The sequence below is a fragment of the Companilactobacillus crustorum JCM 15951 genome (assembly GCF_001434585.1).
GTDB lineage: Bacteria > Bacillota > Bacilli > Lactobacillales > Lactobacillaceae > Companilactobacillus > Companilactobacillus crustorum.
In genome coordinates this window covers 20,549-36,100 of record NZ_AZDB01000009.1, presented here as the reverse complement: position 1 = coordinate 36,100, position 15,552 = coordinate 20,549, and the positions used below count along the sequence as shown (strand labels likewise).

General features: G+C 34.9%; 15 protein-coding genes. 13 read left to right on the top strand and 2 right to left on the bottom strand.

From position 1 onward, the window contains the following. Window positions 1-102 precede the first annotated feature (102 nt). The 4 genes from FD26_RS03995 (at window position 103) to FD26_RS11035 (ending at window position 4,537) form a co-directional block, all read left to right on the top strand. Entirely contained in the window at window positions 103-1,545 is a 1,443-nt protein-coding gene (locus FD26_RS03995; protein WP_057867151.1) for a glycoside hydrolase family 1 protein, read from the top strand. Window positions 1,546-1,979: 434 nt separating this feature from the next. After that, window positions 1,980-4,109 carry an SLAP domain-containing protein gene (locus FD26_RS03985; protein ID WP_057867149.1) on the top strand — a complete coding sequence of 710 codons (2,130 nt, stop codon included), beginning with the start codon at window positions 1,980-1,982 and terminating at the stop codon, window positions 4,107-4,109. 96 nt (window positions 4,110-4,205) lie between these two features. Continuing rightward, entirely contained in the window at window positions 4,206-4,370 is a 165-nt protein-coding gene (locus FD26_RS11040) for a hypothetical protein (RefSeq protein WP_156401769.1), read from the top strand. 11 nt (window positions 4,371-4,381) lie between these two features. Continuing rightward, entirely contained in the window at window positions 4,382-4,537 is a 156-nt protein-coding gene (locus FD26_RS11035; protein ID WP_156401768.1) for a hypothetical protein, read from the top strand. On the opposite strand, the gene FD26_RS03980 is transcribed toward FD26_RS11035, so the two are convergent. Further along, window positions 4,517-6,850 (bottom strand): HAD-IC family P-type ATPase, encoded by a 2,334-nt coding sequence (locus FD26_RS03980; RefSeq protein WP_057867148.1) that lies wholly within the window; start codon window positions 6,848-6,850, stop codon window positions 4,517-4,519. The two genes, FD26_RS11035 and FD26_RS03980, sit on opposite strands and share 21 nt — an antisense overlap. A gap of 87 nt (window positions 6,851-6,937) precedes the next feature. Here FD26_RS03980 and FD26_RS03975 point away from each other — a divergent pair, with 87 nt between their 5' ends. The 3 genes from FD26_RS03975 to FD26_RS03965 all read left to right on the top strand — a co-directional run bounded on the left by FD26_RS03975 (window position 6,938) and on the right by FD26_RS03965 (window position 10,276). Beyond that, window positions 6,938-7,600 (top strand): HAD hydrolase-like protein, encoded by a 663-nt coding sequence (locus tag FD26_RS03975; protein ID WP_057867147.1) that lies wholly within the window; start codon window positions 6,938-6,940, stop codon window positions 7,598-7,600. A gap of 4 nt (window positions 7,601-7,604) precedes the next feature. Beyond that, the gene (locus tag FD26_RS03970; protein ID WP_057867146.1) at window positions 7,605-8,420 is read left to right on the top strand and encodes a hypothetical protein; all 816 of its coding nucleotides are present in this window, start codon (window positions 7,605-7,607) and stop codon (window positions 8,418-8,420) included. A 149-nt stretch (window positions 8,421-8,569) separates the two neighbouring features. Beyond that, a complete protein-coding gene (locus tag FD26_RS03965; protein WP_057867145.1) occupies window positions 8,570-10,276 on the top strand; it encodes a YfhO family protein in 1,707 nt (568 codons plus the stop codon). A 100-nt stretch (window positions 10,277-10,376) separates the two neighbouring features. On the opposite strand, the gene FD26_RS03960 is transcribed toward FD26_RS03965, so the two are convergent. Continuing rightward, the gene (locus FD26_RS03960) at window positions 10,377-11,765 is read right to left on the bottom strand and encodes a hemolysin family protein (protein WP_057867144.1); all 1,389 of its coding nucleotides are present in this window, start codon (window positions 11,763-11,765) and stop codon (window positions 10,377-10,379) included. Window positions 11,766-11,990: 225 nt separating this feature from the next. On the opposite strand from FD26_RS03960, the gene FD26_RS03955 reads away from it, so the two are divergent. From FD26_RS03955 to FD26_RS03930, 6 genes are all read left to right on the top strand, one after another. Beyond that, the gene (locus tag FD26_RS03955) at window positions 11,991-12,557 is read left to right on the top strand and encodes a MerR family transcriptional regulator (protein WP_057867143.1); all 567 of its coding nucleotides are present in this window, start codon (window positions 11,991-11,993) and stop codon (window positions 12,555-12,557) included. Window positions 12,558-12,680: 123 nt separating this feature from the next. Further along, window positions 12,681-13,583, top strand: coding sequence for a phosphogluconate dehydrogenase (NAD(+)-dependent, decarboxylating) (gnd, locus tag FD26_RS03950; RefSeq protein ID WP_057867142.1), 903 nt, complete (start codon window positions 12,681-12,683; stop codon window positions 13,581-13,583). A 145-nt stretch (window positions 13,584-13,728) separates the two neighbouring features. Then, complete coding sequence (locus FD26_RS03945; RefSeq protein WP_057867141.1) at window positions 13,729-14,145, top strand: fluoride efflux transporter FluC; 417 nt, start codon at window positions 13,729-13,731, stop codon at window positions 14,143-14,145. Then, a complete protein-coding gene (locus tag FD26_RS03940) occupies window positions 14,138-14,482 on the top strand; it encodes a fluoride efflux transporter FluC (protein ID WP_075887319.1) in 345 nt (114 codons plus the stop codon). Before FD26_RS03945 ends, FD26_RS03940 begins: the two co-directional genes overlap by 8 nt. A 10-nt stretch (window positions 14,483-14,492) precedes the next feature. Continuing rightward, entirely contained in the window at window positions 14,493-14,915 is a 423-nt protein-coding gene (locus FD26_RS03935; RefSeq protein ID WP_057867140.1) for a DUF805 domain-containing protein, read from the top strand. A gap of 68 nt (window positions 14,916-14,983) precedes the next feature. Beyond that, the gene (locus FD26_RS03930; protein ID WP_057867139.1) at window positions 14,984-15,550 is read left to right on the top strand and encodes an SOS response-associated peptidase family protein; all 567 of its coding nucleotides are present in this window, start codon (window positions 14,984-14,986) and stop codon (window positions 15,548-15,550) included. The last annotated feature ends 2 nt before the right edge of the window (window positions 15,551-15,552 follow it).

Below are 15,552 nucleotides of genomic sequence, written 5' to 3'. Positions count from 1 at the left end.
TAATAAAAAAGTTGATCATGGCGATGAAATAATTGATTTAGATTAGTTTTAGAAAACGCTAACATATATAATGAACATAGTTGAAAAAAGGGAGAGATTAAGATGACAGTATTTCCAAAGAACTTTTTGTGGGGTGGCGCTACGGCAGCCAATCAATATGAAGGTGCCTGGGATGTTGATGGCAAAGGAGTCAGTACAGCTGATCTTTTGCTAGGTGGAACTTACGATAAACCACGTACTTTTACTAAAGAGGTTAAACCAGGAGCTTATTATCCATCGCATCAGGGCAGCGATTTCTATCATCACTATAAGGAAGATATAAATCTTTTAGCAGGTATGGGTTATAAAACTTATCGTTTATCAGTCGCTTGGACAAGAATTTTTCCTAATGGCGATGAGACTGAACCTAATCAAAAAGGTTTGGAATTCTACCGAGATGTCTTTGAAGAATGTCACAAATATGGTATTGAGCCTTTGGTAACAATTTCTCATTATGAAATGCCTTATCATTTGACGGAAGCATATGGTGGCTGGGGTAGCCGTAAGGTGATTGATTTCTACGTTAAATATGCTGAAACCTTGTTTAAAGAATACAAGGGACTAGTAAAATATTGGTTGACTTTCAATGAGATTAATATTGGTATGATGTTTGGCGGTTATATGTCGCTAGGATTGCCAATTAAAGATGGTGCTGCACCTTTTAATCCTGAAATGTCTGATGAAGATATCCAAAATAACTTACAAGGTTTGCATCATCAATTCGTTGCTAGTGCATTAGCAGTAAAAATCGGTCATAAAATCAATCCTGACAATATGATTGGCTGTATGATCGCGGGAAATGTTAACTATCCTTTAACATCTAATCCAGATGATGTTTTGAAGGCCCAATTTGCTAATGAAATTAACAACTATTATTGTGGCGACGTTCAAGTTCGTGGTGCTTATCCACACTTTGCAAAACGTTTCTGGGCTGATCATAATGTTAAGTTGAATATTACCGCCGAAGATGCTGAAGTTCTTAAAGAAGGAACAGTTGATTATTACAGTTTCAGTTATTATTCTTCAAATGCTTTGACAACAGACCCAAGTAAATCAGAAGCCGCCGGTAACTTTTCGACGGGTGTTAAGAATCCTTACTTGAAATATAGTGAATGGGGCTGGGCAATGGACCCTAAAGGTTTACGTTGGTATCTAAACGATGTTTATGGTCGTTACGGCATTCCTATTATGGTAGTTGAAAATGGACTTGGCGCTCGTGATGAAGTAGAGAGCGATGGATCTATCAATGATGATTATCGGATCGAATATCTAAAAGGCCACGTTGAACAAATGAAGGAAGCTATTAAAGATGGGGTCGATCTTATCGGATATACTCCTTGGGGCTGTATCGATTTAGTTTCTGCTGGAACTGGTCAAATGGCCAAACGTTATGGCTTTGTCTATGTAGATCGTGATGATGATGAAAAGGGCGATTTCAGTCGTAAGCCTAAGAAGAGTTATTACTGGTATAAAAAAGTTATCGAATCAAATGGTGAAGAATTATAATTTTTAAAGGCGTCTTGATTGCGTAGCAGGGAAAAATCTTCCATAATATAGTAAAATCTCAAAGCAAAGAGGTAATTAACATATGAAAGATAAAGTACCTAGGGTCACGCTGAGAGTATCGATTTTATTATTGATTTTAACGACAATCATTCTTTACTTTTTCAACCGACCAAATGCAATTTTAGCGATATTTGCAGTGATTGTTCTATCTATAATTTATTTAGGTGGGATGGAACGAAATCACGAAGTATTTATGCGGCATCGCAGACGAAAAGATTCTTTATAGATTGTTACCGGTTTATAAAAATTAAATTTTATTTAAAAAAAATACAAAAAGGAGACATTTTAGAGATAAAATGCCTTCTTTTTTTTGTCATAACTGATATGCTAAGTGTGTGTAGATATATATTAATTTATCAGGGAGATATGTGTTTATGAAAAAATTTAAAATGATGGCTTTAACAGGTATTCTGTTATCAAGTACAATTTTAGGGGCAAATACTTCAGTCGTTAAGGCCGCAAGTACAAGCGATACTAATCCAATTAAGGTAGATACAAGTAGCATTCAAAATGTGATCCAAGTAATCAATGATTTACTAGGATCAAGTTCAACTGCTAATAAAGTGAATGCTCAAACAACCTTCTCAAATTTGGAAGATGGCTCAACTCAAAGTGTAACGCCAATCTTTGGGAAGAAAACAGCATCTGATTTCACTACAACTTTGCAAAGTGAGTTAAACGTTGTTGACGATAGTGGTCAATTAGTACCAATGAAAGCTGTAGATACTGATTCTAAGACCGGCTTTGTTACTAAAGTTAGTTATACCTTAGATGGAACTACTAAGACTGTAAATGTTAATTATAATATGGCACAACCTACCGTTTCATTCAGTAAGGGTCAAGTCATGAACTTTACCTCAAGTACTGAAGCTAATACTGCTTTAGGTAGCTTAGTATCAGCTAAAACAACTAATGGCGATGATGCTAATGGCAATAAGAATTCAGCAACAGTAAGTGCCAATCCTAGTTCTGTAACTTCAAGTACTTTAGTTACATTTACTCCAAGCGATATTTATGGCAGTGGTATTCAGGCAAAAGCTCAAGTTAATATTTATAGTAAACCAACAGTTCCATCAAGAACTGTATCTAGTGAAGCAACGGCTAAGAATCCAATGATATTTACTGCTAATAATCAAAGATTCTTAGCTACACCAACAGATACAAGTGATTTAGCAAATGTTAAGTATGATGTTACAGCTATTGATTCCGCTGGTAATACAATAACTGATTCAACAACAGGAAGTGCTATTACTTATAAAGGTCTAACGGGAAGTGTTACTAATACAGCTAATGCAGAAAACCCTGTAAATTACACTATGGTCTTCAAAGATGCCAAGACGGGTAATGTAGTTTACACTTCTGATCAAAATGGAAAAGTTGGTGATACTGTAGACAAAACTGCAGCTACTACAGCACTTGCTAATTCTGGATATACTCTAACTGGAAGTGAATCGCATACTCTTGCTGCTGATACTACCGAAACTGATTTTACGGTTACCCAAGCTGCTGACACAACAATCAATTACATTGATAATACAACTGGTAAGTCAGCTGGAACAGAAACACTATCCGGCAACAATGGCTCAACAACAATTTTAAAGAGTATTCCTTCAGGTTATCAACTAGTTGATCTTTCTGACTTTATGCAAACATTGAATGCTGACCAAACAAGCAAAGATGTTTATGTAAAGCCTCAAAAGAGTGTTGTTAAGAATCTTTCATACACTGTTACATTTAGAGATAAGAGTACAGGCAAGGTTGTTGGCAGCAAGGTACAAAGTGAAGGTGCCTTAGGTGATTATGTTGGCTTGGCAGCTCCAGATGGCTACGCTTTTGCTACAATTGCTGACAATGGTTTCTTACTTCTCAAAGATAATCAAAATGTTACTAAGTATGTTGTAGCTGCTGATACTCCATACAATATTTCTTATGTTGATCAAGATAGTGGCAAAGAGGTTGGTACAGAAACTGGTAAGGGTGCCGATGGATCAAAGATTACTCTTAAAGCTCCAGATGGATATGCTTTTGTCAGTGCAGATGATGTAACTTATAAGATTGATAAAGATACTTCTAAATCAACTATCTATGTTCAAAAATCTAATCAAACAGTAGATAATATTGTTTCTGGATATCCAAAGAATGGCTATATTAAGATTTATAACAATAAAGGTAAATTGAATAAGGATGTTGTCCTTTCAGAAGGTTCAAGCTGGATTATCGATAAGACTGTAACAATTGATGGTTCTGAATATTACCGTGTTGCTACTGACGAATATGTTAAGGCTAGTGATGTTTACAAGTACACACCTCAACAAACCGTTGCCACAACAAATGGAAAGAACGTCACACCAGTTTATAATTCAAAGGGTCAATTGATTATTGATCAAGCACTTGATACAAATACACCTTGGTATACAGATCGTATTGCTACAATCAAGGGCGATAAGATGTATCGTGTCGCTACTGATGAATGGATCAAGGCTTCTGATTCAACATTGAAATAATTACTTTAAATACACCAATTAAGTTTGGTGTATTTTTTTGTCTACGCTTTCATAAAGCGGTACACTTATATCAATAAAAGAAGGAGGCAGTTTTTCATGCGTAAAATGCTTAAGATGTTGGCGGTTGCTGTGATAGCAGGATTAGTCGTGGCAATAGTTTCGACTTTGAAAATAAATGGAATCATCCAAAGTATAATCTACGTCGTTTTAATTGGATTAGTTGTTTATGCTGTCTCCTTAATTATGAGAGTTGATAAATAGAGGTTAAGTTTATGGATAATAGTACACGTGGATTAATCATGGGGTTCGTTGCCTTTGTAATAGTCTTTGTTTTAAGTATTTTAAAGGTTAGTCAGACTATGATTGGTGGAGTTTTAGTAGTAGGTATATTCTTGAGTGCTTTTTTGCTATTTCCAATTTATTTTTGAAAAGATACGTCGCCCTAAGACTTCACGTAGAAACATGAATAATGGCCATGCGGTTAAAAAGATTGCAACGTATAGATAAGTGTAATTCCAAGTAAGAATACTTTGTAATCCAAAAGTATTGCCACTGAAGATAAAGGTAATGATGAAGAGAGCAAAGGCAATAGCAATCATGACTTTTTTTCTAACATATAGTGGATTGCTGATAGAAATCAAAGCACAGAATCCGATCAAACCAATTGTGAAAACTGACAGAGTTGAGGTGGTTTCATAATTGAAGTTTAAGTGATTGCCCAGAATGGAGATGGTAATAATGAATAAGATATTACAGATAGCCGCTGGTAAAGCAATTTCCATGACGTTGTGCATGAATCGTCCAGCTGGTCGAGTGTAATTTGGTTCTAAGGCCAATAAGAAGGTGGGTATTCCTACCGTCAAAGCATTAATTGGAGTTAATTGAGATGGTTGGAAGGGATAGCCAGTACCTAGAATAATGAAGAGAATTGATAAAACAACTGAATAGATTGTTTTAATTAAGAAAAGAGATGCGACTCGCTCAACATTATTAATAACGCGTCGACCTTCATTCAGCATGAAAATCATTGAATCAAAATTACGATTCAACAAGACGAAGTCAGCTGAAGCTTCAGCTGCATCGCTTTCACCAGCAATAGCAATACTGCAATCAGATTGGCGCATTGCTAAAACATCGTTGACGCCATCGCCAGTCATACCAACAGTAAGTCCATTAGCTTGCATGGCCTTGATTAAATCAGCCTTTTGACTAGGACGCACACGACCAAAGATTTTGTACTTTTTAACTAATTGACGATAATCAGTATCTTCTGGTAAAGAACTCATATCAATATAGTCATGTCCTGAAGCAATTCCTGCTTGAGCTGCTACGTTAGCGACTGTGACAGGGTTGTCTCCAGAAATGATTTTGAGATCCATTCCTTGATTAGCTAAATAACTGAAAGTATCAGGTGCTTGTTTGCGAACTTCGTCGGAAATTAATAGTAAGCCTAATAATTTTTGTTGAGGGCTTTCTTTAAGAATAGCAATAACTCGAAAGCCCTTTTCAGCAGCCTCCTGGACGGTTGCTTTTACACTTGGATCAATATCTTTAATAATGAATTCAGGGGCCCCCATTAAATAACGGATATTATCAGAACTTACTAATCCTGAATATTTGGTTTCGGATGAAAAAGGAATAGTTTTTTCAATTTTTAAATCGGCCGCCTTAGTATTTAAAGCTGTTACGGCCATTGCTGTGGCGTTGGTTTCTTGGGTAACATCAACGATTTTTTGCGCGATGCCCTGGACTATCTCCTTAGTGACGCCATATGTTACAGTATCCTTGACCGTTAATTTTCCGGTAGTGATAGTTCCGGTTTTATCTAAGCAGAGAACATCAACTCGAGCAAGGGTTTCAATGGCACTTAGTGAACGGACTAAAATACGCCGTTTAGAAAGGTTATATGCTCCAGTAGCCAAAGCAACAGAGGTTAAAAGAACTAATCCTTCAGGAATCATACCAATCACTGAGGCAGAAGTTCCTAAAATAGATTTGGCAATATCGCCATTCTTTAAAAATGAACGGAAAAATAAAAGAAGACCAATAGGAATTATTGTATATGTTAGAATCTTAATGATATTATTTATGATTTTCATCAAGACGCTAACAGAGCGTTTTTCCTTGCCGACAGCTGACGAAATTTTAGAGACGAAACTTTCTTTACCAACTTGAGTTAGTTGAATTTTAGCTTGTCCAGCAATGGCAAAGCTACCTGAGAAGACTTCATCATCAATTGATTTACTGATAGTGTCAGCTTCACCAGTAATACTAGATTCATTGGTTTGTAAACCATTAGAATAGCGGACAATACCATCAGCAGGGATAGTATCGCCACGTTTAATCGTAACGATATCATCTTCAACTAGGTTACTGATATCGACTTTTTGATCGTGTCCGTCTCTAGTCACATGAAAACTAGCAACATTGACCAAACTGATTTTATCTACAGTTATTTTGGCTCTGATTTCCTGATAGCTTCCAATAATAATATTGGCAACAACTGGTCCTAAGAAGAAGAGATTTCGATAAGAACCGGTCCAAAAAATTAAAATAGCAATGATTAAATTTAGAAAATTAAAAAGCGTGAATAAATTATCGGCTAAAATTTTAGGTATAGGTCGCGATAATTTCTTGATTTGAACATTAGTCAGTCCCCGTTTGACCTGTGAATCAACTTCTAGATGAGTTAATCCCGTTTCGAGACTGGTATATTTTTGAGGTTTCTTAATTTTTACCATACTCTACCTGCGACTGTTAGTTATTTTTGAATGAATGCTATATACTCTTTACATAACTTAAATTTAACATAAAAGGATGAATTTAATTTGAACAATTTATTTTTTGATTTGGATGGAACAATTATTAATTCTGAAATAGGAATTATGAAGAGCTTGAAGTATATGTACAAGCATACTTTGGGTTATGTTCCTCATGATGATGCTACATTGCATGCTTTTATTGGACCCACTATTGGTGATTCCTTGCAAAAGTACGATCATGTAGCAGCAGATGATTCATTCATTAACCAAAGTATAAATGCCTTTCGTGAATATTATCAAGATGAAGGCTGGGAAGAATATACGGTTTTTGATGGTATTTATGATATGATGGAATCCTTGAAAAATGCTGATAAGGAGATTTTTATCGCTACCTCAAAACCAGAGATTTTTGCGAAAAAAATTATTGATCAGTTAAATATGAAACAATATGTGAGACATGTATTTGGAGCTGCTGAAGATGAATCTGTCCGTTCTTTAAAGGAAGATGTTATTTCTTACGGCATTGATAAAACTTCTGTAGATCTAGATACTAAGAATCTTGTTATGGTTGGGGATCGTAGCAGTGATATTGTGGGGGCACATAAGAATAATTTGAAAGCCATTGGAGTTACTTATGGATTTGGTGATTATGCCGAATTGAAGGCAGCTAATTCTGAATGGATTGTAAATGAACCACAAGAAATTGCTAAACTAGCTATGGAGAATTAAAATTATGGACGAGTCATTGTCATACAACAGACACGGTTTTACTTTAGCCTTGTTGTCAATTTGTTTAATGATTATTGTTTTTCTTGGAATTACTTTATCAACTATTTTAAATAGTGATTATGTAAAAAAGGTCGTTAGTAGAGAAAACAATGTTACTTTGATTAAAAATTATACTAATCAACGTTTAGGAAGATTAGTAAATAGTTACTCAGCTTCAGCAAATCTTTCTGCCGTTAATCTGACCAATAGCGATGTTAGAAAAATTATCAACACCTCCGTGGACGAAGTGTATAGCGATGACTCTAAATTAACCATTGGTAGCGCCATTTTAGCAACAATCAGTACAAAACTAAAGAAAGAAGCTAATCAGTACGGTCTAAATATCGATAGCGAGATTGATGAGGTTATCAGCAGCAATGAAGATATTATGAATCAAATTGTTGATAATGATTTAGGACCAATTGAGCAAGTGATTGAGCAGGTTCAAACAATCAAAAAATTGATTAAAATTGTAATGGTTGTCGCAGCGATCCTTTTTGTCTTGCTGGCTACTCGTCTGCGAATTAAAGTCCACTCCAATATGTTGTTTTTCCATCATTTAGGTACTGTAGGAATTTGTACTTCTATTTTACTTGCATTATTGTTAGGGGCAACCTATTATCCCTTACAGGATCTGATTGTAGGAAACATTGATTACAACGTTAGGGATGTTCTTTATAATGTGCTCAATGGGATCTTGCTCAGTTACATTTCGATTATTTTTATGGTCTTTATTGTGAGTTTGATTGATTGGGGAAGCACTACTAAATATAAATATTAAAATAATTTATGGGGAGTTTGAAGACTGTTGTCTTCAGATTCCTTTGTTTGTAATTTTTTCAAAAAAATATTGAAAATAGAGTATCCTAAAAATGTAAACAGTCAGTATAATAAAATTATTGCGTGTACTAAAGGAAGGTATTAAATTTTATGCCAATTGCTTTTTTAAAGAAGAAAAATTCAAAAAAATTTATGATAATTGTTTTGACAATTATTTTATTTTTAGTCGTCAGTTTTTTAGCAATTTATCAAACACAGGTTTATCAAGGAAAAATTTGGTCTTATCTTGGAACTAGTGATGATCGTTTTCATATGATGCGAATTGAAGGACTATATCATTCGCTACAGCGACATCAATTTTTTCCAATTATCAATATGTCATTTATGAATGGTTTTGGATATATTGTTAATATTTTTTACTCAGACTTTTTGTTATATCCGGCAGCTTTTTTAAGATTGATCGGTTTTACCAGTGCCCAAACTTTAATGGGATATTATCTATTGATTAATTTTTTGACTTTGGGAGTATCATTTTTATGCTTCTACAAAGTTAGTCGAAGATACATGAATAGCTTGGTTTTTAGTTTTATTTATACATTGTCGGCCTATCGCTTGCATGATATGCTTTTCCGACGCGATATCGGTGAAGTGGGTGCTTTGATTTTCTTACCAATTGCAGTGTTAGGTATCTATGAGATTTTTTATGGCAACCGTAAGCATTGGCTTTACTTGACCTTTGGAATGACAGCTATAATTTATTCACACGCAATTGCACCAATTTTGGTAGCAATTCTAATCGTTATGGTAGCGTTATTCCAAATTAAGGAATTAAAAGTTCATCCTAAGCGATTGCTTTCGTTGCTTTGGGCAGCAATATCATCAGGCTTTTTGAGTATAGCGTACTTCTTACCGATGATAGAGCAGTTGCATCATACCAAATTTGTTTTGACAGAAACTCAAAGTATGTTGCCTAAAGGTGCATCGGATTTATCCGATATAGTAAGTTGGAGTTTGAACAACACAATTGGACAGCCTAATATCGGATTGGTACTAATTTTAGCGGCAATCATTGTTTTAGTTACGTTTACTAAAGTAAAAAATACAGCGGTAAGACACTTTTCAATTATTGCTGTAATATTGTTAATTTGTAGTTCTAAAGTTTTCCCATGGGTTCTTTTTAATAAGACACCTTTAAAGATGATGCAATATCCATGGCGCTTTGACATGATCATCACGATTCTGCTGGCAATATTTGTGGCTTCTGATCCATTAAATATTTTTTCAGGCAAAGTCTCTAAATTTATTTTAATCGGTTTTGCACTTCTACTAACTATTTCGGCAGAATATCGTTTGGTTAACGAGTCATCTTTACAATTAGTGACTCAGGCTGCATATAATGAACCATATCCGTTCAGTATTGGCGCAGGACAAGAATATTTACCTCAAGGTACAAATCTAAGTACTCTAGAAAGAACGTCTCACAAAGCTAAAATAAGCAGTGGTAAGGCTAAGATTAGCAACTTTAAACAATATGGTACTCGCTTGAGCTTTGACTTTAAAAATGCACGTAATGCCAAAGTAGATTTGCCAATCATTGGTTATTATGGTTTTCAATCTACTCAGTCAACTGGTAAAGTTTCCAAATTACATGTAGATAAGAAAAATAATAATTTAGCTCAGGTTACTATCAATGGTAAAGGGAAAGTTACTGTTGATTACTTTGAAACTATGACGCAAAAAGTTAGCCGTCGGATTTCATTCTTAGCTTTATTAATTATTGTGGCTGCATTATTTATTAAGAAATTAAATTTAGTAGATTTTAAAAAAATCGAAGGGTTACGGAATAATAAAGATTGATTTAAGTACTAAAGCGCTAGTACTGTTTTTCAAATTGTAGTAAAAAATCCTAGTTATAACCATTAAAAATGGTGTAACTAGGATTTTTGAGTATTAATAACTATTCTTTTAAATCATCAACGTCAGTTAATGATGCTAAATTATCTTGTTTAGTAACGGCTGTCTTATCAACGGTAACTTTGAACCAGTTAACGAAACCGTGATCGAATTCAGCAACTTCGAACTTAAAGTTATCTAATTCCAAAGTTGAGCCTTTTTGAAGATTAGGATATTTTTCAATTAGGTAACCACCAACAGTAATAATGTCTGAGCTTTGGAACTCTTTAACATCAGTTCTAAAGTAACGCTCAAAGTCATATAGAGTTGTTTTACCAGAAACATTATATGAGCCGTCATCGTTTTGAACGATATATTCATCAGAAACATCATCGATCTCATCTTTGACGGTACCAAATAGTTCCTCATAAATATCTTTATCGGTTACGATACCGCTAGTACCACCGTATTCATCAACAACAATAACGATAGGAGTTTGTTTCTTGATCATCTTAGAAAGAATATCTTGAATAGGCATTGTTTCAGGAACTGTATTAACAGATCTTAAAATGCGACTGATGCCAACATCGCCATCAACTTGATTTTGACGGACAATATCATAGGCATAAACGTAACCTAAAACTTTATCCTTATCGTTATCAGCGACAACAGGGAATCTTGAAAATCCTTGTTGAAGATAATCTTTGATGACATCTTTAACTTTATCCGTTATGTCGACAACGTAAAGACTAGTCCGATCGACCATGATATCCTTAGCCACTTTATCGTTTAATTCAAAAGCACGTTGCATAAAGATAACATCATCAGGTTCCATATCGCCACCCTTGATGGATGATTTAGATAACCTGAGAATTTCAGATTGTGAGAAGACTTCATTTTCAGTATCAGCAGGTTTCATACCCATGAGACGAACGATTCCTGAAGCAGAAACATTCAATAACCAAACAAATGGATAAACTGCTAAATGGAAGAATCTCAGTGGCGTAACGACTAACATCAACATAGTCATTGGCATATCAATAGAAATATTCTTTGGAACAATTTCTGTAAGGACAACTTCCAAATAAGTTAGCAAAAGCACACCAACGATAGAACTTACAGCATGAAGTCCACTGCTACCACCAGCAGAAATATGAACTACACCCATAACTTCAACTAATAAATACTCAATGGTACTTTCACCGATCCAACCAAGAATAATACCAGCAATACTAGTACCTACTTGAGTGGTTGATAAGTATTCATTCAGATTGTTGACCATCATTAAAGCACGTTGTAATTTCTTTTTATTACCGTTTCCTTTTTGAATTGCGTCTTCTAGTTGACTGGATCTAGTTTGTACTAAAGCAAACTCAGCAGCCACGAAGAAGAAAGCAAAAATAAAGGTTATTAGGATAATAATAAAATTTGTTGTAATTGAAGAACTAGACAATATATGATTTCCCCTTTTATTCTTGTAAAACGAATTATACACCAAAGAAAAACCGACTGCGTCGGCTAAGAGTAAATATTTTATTTTTACATCTTTAGTATAGCTAATTTAGCGTGCAAAATATACTAAGGACAGTTTTAATTTGGTTAAGTTATAATTTTGTAGTTGAACTTAACATTTATTATTTTTATAATGAAGAGAATGAACAACCTTGGGGGAATCCTTTTGAGTAAAGTAAAAACTAATAATTTATTAACTCCTGCACAAGCCGCAAAAGACTTGGGTATAAGCGTTGCAACGCTACGCAAATATTCTTTGATCGTCGAACGTACGACTAAGAATGGCAAATATTTTGAACGTAACAGTCAAAACAATCGTCTGTACACTCAAAAAAATATTGAAGATTTTAAAGAAATGGTTAAATTGAGCCATGGTCCCAAGATGACCTTGGAAACTTCAGCTGCTCAAATTTATCCGGCTCCGGCTGCTGACGGCGGTAAGCAATCTGATACTAAACAAGACGATGAAGTTGCTAATTTACAAACGACTATTGCCAAGTTAGAGTCAGAAAATAAAAAACGCGAGTTAACTATCAACGATTTGAAGCAAGAGTTAACTGACGTTCAAAAATCAAAAGAACAACTACAAGTTGAACTAGATACTTTGAAGCAACAAGCTGAAGAAAAGATTGAAAACAAAGTTGCTGAAAAAGATGAAAATATTAAAGCACGTATCAATGAAAAGGTTACTGACGATAAAAAGGGTCACTGGTGGAACAAGTTTATGAACTAGTCAGCCAATTAGCCTTATGATATCAACCTCTTGAGCAATCGGGTCGTACCAAAATGTTATTTTTGGTGCGGCTTTTTTATGTATAATTAGAACTTGTGAGAACATAACTTAGGAGGATTAATTTTGAAATTAGCAATGATTGGGCTCGGTAAGATGGGGATCAACTTGACCGAGAATTTGATTCGTAATGGTAACGAAGTAGTGGCTTTTGATTTAAATGATGGCGCAAGAAATGATGCTTCAACCCTTGGTGCTCAAGTAAAAGAAAGCTTACAAGCAGCAATTGATGCTTTGGAAAAACCACGTATTGTGTGGGTAATGTTGCCAGCTGGTAATCCTACAAATAAAACAGTTGATACCTTGAGTGAAATTCTTGATCCGAATGATATCGTTATTGATGGCGGTAATTCATTTTACAAAGATTCATTGCAACATAATGAAATCCTAACTAGCAAGAATATTAAGTTCTTCGATGTTGGTACATCAGGCGGAATGAGTGGTGCTAATCGTGATGGTAATTTCATGATTGGTGGCGATGATGAAAAAACTTTTGAATATATTGAACCTATTTTCAAAGGTATTGCTCAACAAGATGGCTATTTATATACTGGTAAAGCCGGGAGCGGTCATTATCTAAAGATGGTTCATAATGGAATCGAATACGGTATGATGCAAGCAATTGCTGAAGGTTTTGATGTTTTAGAACATGGTCAATTTGATTATGATAACGAGGCTGTTGCTAAAGTTTGGGAACATGGTTCAGTTATTCGTGGTTGGTTGATGGAATTGACTCAGTCAGCCTTTTCAAAAGATCCTAAGTTAGAAGAAATTAAAGGTGTCATGCATTCATCTGGAGAAGGAAAATGGACTTTGGATGAAGCTTTACGTTTACAAGTTCCAACACCAGTAATTGCAGCATCGTTGATGATGCGTTACCGTTCATTGGAAGATGATACCTTTACGGGAAAAGTTGTGGCGGCCTTACGTAATGAATTTGGCGGTCATGCAGTCGACGCAAAGAAATAATTGGGGATATAATAAAAAATCAGTGTGATAGCTATTTTGATGGCTGTCACGCTATTTTTTTGCAAAAGAAACTAGACTTTTACAATAAGTTTAGTCAAACAATAGATTGTGTTTTAAACTATTATTTTAGAGAGGAACGAAAGCTATGCAAAAACGAGTTAAAGTGTTGTTATTTTTATTTATTGGAGCTTTTATTGGCAGCAATTTACGTTATGGAGAAAGTTTATTATTCAAAACTAGCAGTGGCTTCCCATGGGGAACGGTAGTAGCAAACCTAAGCGGTGCTTTATTTTTGCCGTTTTTGATTCATTATTTGCAAGACCGATATCATCTTTCCTCAGAAATTGTCTTAACATTAAGTACTGGTTTATTAGGTTCATATACGACTTTTTCAACTTTTACGGCTGATAGTTATCGTTTATATTCTGCAGGTCAGTGGATTGGATTAATAATTTATTTAACATTAACCATGGTTGGGGGCTTTTTGATGGCTCTGTTAGGAAATTATCTGGCTGCTACTAGCGCCTTTAATGATTATGCTAGAGGTAAAAAGAATGATTAATATTATGCTTGTAGGATTTGGCGCCACGATAGGTGCTTTTATAAGAAACGAATTGACCCTGCAGCAGGCAAAAATAAAAGTGGATTTTCCCGTTATTACGTTATTGATAAATATTATAGGAGCGTTATTCTTGGGCATTTTTACTGCACAAATTCATAACGGTGCGATATTATTATTGCTAGGAACTGGATTTTGTGGTGGCTTTACTACTTTTGGAACTTTCAATATGGAATTAAGTCAATTATGGTTCCAACATCGCTTAGGAAGTTGCTTGCTTTATTTTATTTTGACTTATATTTTTGGTATCCTAGGATTCATTATCGGTATTCACATTTAGGAGAAGTTCAATGCAAATGAAAGAACAAGTTTGGAATGAAAGTTTTCGTCCAGGAATAATTTCTTCAACCAGATTATATTTTCAAGATTTATTTGTTGGTGCAAAAAGAATGAGCCGCAAGGATTTTTGGTGGGGATATTTAGGAATGACTATTTTTGCAGGAATTATTATGGCAGTACTAGCATGGGTTATTACTAAGATGCCAGTGGATGATTTTTACTGGAGCTCAATTTTGGGCGTAGCTTTAGCAATTGTCTGTGGGTATTATTGGATTTCTATATTCACAGCTATGATTAGACGATTGCATGATCGAAAAATGCATGGATGGTGGATTTTGATTGCTATAATACCAATCATCGGAAATATTGCCTTGTTAGTATTACTTTGTTTGCCACAGAGAAACTTTGGCAATCGGTGGCAAAAAGAGATATAGAAGAAAAACCGGACTAGAGTCTTTTTCAGACTAAGCCCGGTTTAACTATATTGAAGGAGGGAAAAATTATGTGTGGACGTTATATGTTTCAACCAGACCAGAATCCTGAAATAGGTAGAATCTATCAATTAGCAGTTGACGCTGGGTATCAACCTAAAACAGGAGAAGTTTTTCCCACCGATAAAACGGCTTTAATTATAGCTGGAGATCATAAAGTAAAAGTAGTGGCTATGAAGTGGGGATTCCCCGGATTTAAAGATGGACAATCAATTATTAATGCCCGTAGCGAGACAGTTAGACAGAAGAAAATGTTTGCTGATTCTTTTATGAAACGGCGCTGTGTTTATCCAACAACTGGATTTTTTGAATGGAATAAAGCTAAGGAAAAATACAAATTTAATTTTAATAATGATCCTGAGACGCTATTTATTGCTGGTTGCTATAATTATTTTGACGGGGAGCCACAAAGTATTTTATTCACCACTGCCCCAAACGAGTCAATGATTGCAGTTCATGATCGGATGCCTTTGATATTAAGAAAGAACCAAATTAATGCTTGGATATATGACGATGATTTTGCTACGGAGTTTTTACAAAGTACCATGCCTCAATTGATATCTCAGCAAGAAAAATAGGG